The organism is Frankia sp. AiPs1 (assembly GCF_023716945.1).
Lineage (GTDB): Bacteria > Actinomycetota > Actinomycetes > Frankiales > Frankiaceae > Frankia.
This window is the reverse complement of record NZ_JAMQQF010001022.1, coordinates 1-1048: the sequence shown is the minus strand read 5'-3', so window position 1 is coordinate 1048 and position 1048 is coordinate 1. Positions and strand designations below refer to the sequence as shown.

The window sequence follows — 1048 nt, the reverse complement described above, 5'->3', positions numbered from 1 at the left end:
TCCCGGCGCCGGCCAGCGTCGCGAGGGGGGCCGGCGTTGCGAACGGGGCCGGCGTTGCCAGGGGGGCCGGCGTTGCCGGGGCGGGCGGCTCGCCGGTGGGGTGGGCGTCCCCGGTGAATCGGGTGCTGCGGGCCGGCATCGGGGTGCCCTGCTCGGCGGCGACGATCTCTCGCAGGACGCCGAGCAGTTCGCCGTGCATCTCCTCGGCGCTGGCGAAGCGGTGGTCCGGGTCGACCGCCGTGGCCCTGGCCAGCAGGCGGTACAGCGACTCGTGCCGGGCGAGCACCGGATGGCTGGCGGCCGGCGGCAGGTCGTGCCGATAGGTGGAGGTGTTCCCGCGGAAGTCGAGGATGAGCGTGGCCAGCGTCCGCCCGACGGTGTAGAGGTCGGAGGCCACCGACGGGCCCTCGATGGGTACCTCCGGCGCCTGGTAGCCGAGTGTGCCGTAGACGGCGCCGTCGTGGTCGTCCAGGCGGCGCACCGCGCCGAGGTCGATCAGCCGCACCGAGTCCCGGCCGAGCATCATGTTGTCCGGCTTGAAGTCGCAGAACACCAGGCCGTTGCGGTGCAGGTAGGCGAACGCGGGCAGCACCGCGAGCAGATAGCCGACGGCGACGGCCGCCGGCAGTGGGTCGGGCCGGCCCGCGGCGGCGCGGCGCCGGCGCAGCACCTCCCGCATCGACGTGCCGCCGACGTACTCCATGACGATGTAGCCGGTCCCGGCGTGCTCGACGAACGTGTAGATCTTGACGATCGAGGGATGGTCGACCGCGGCGAGGAACCGCCGTTCGGCCATCGCCGCGACCTGCGCGTGCCGGTCGCCGGAGTCGAGCAGCCCCTTGAAAACCACCCAGAAGTCCCCCCCGACCCCGTGATCGCGGGCCAGGTAGATCCAGCCCTGCCCGCCGTGGGCGAGGGCGCCGGCGATCTCGTACTGGCCGATGCGGTCGCCGGCCCGCAGCGCCGGCCGGAAGGAGTACTGCTGCCCGCAGCCCGCGCAGAACCCCTCCGCCAACGCCGGCTGGCCGCCTCGGGAGCGCCCGACCGG

At 74.3% G+C, this 1048-nt stretch carries 1 protein-coding gene; it reads right to left on the bottom strand.

Going from position 1 to position 1048, the window contains the following annotated elements:
- Nucleotides 1–1048, bottom strand: a 1048-nt coding sequence (locus ND748_RS32600; protein WP_251750104.1) for a protein kinase, incomplete at both ends; no start/stop codon positions are given.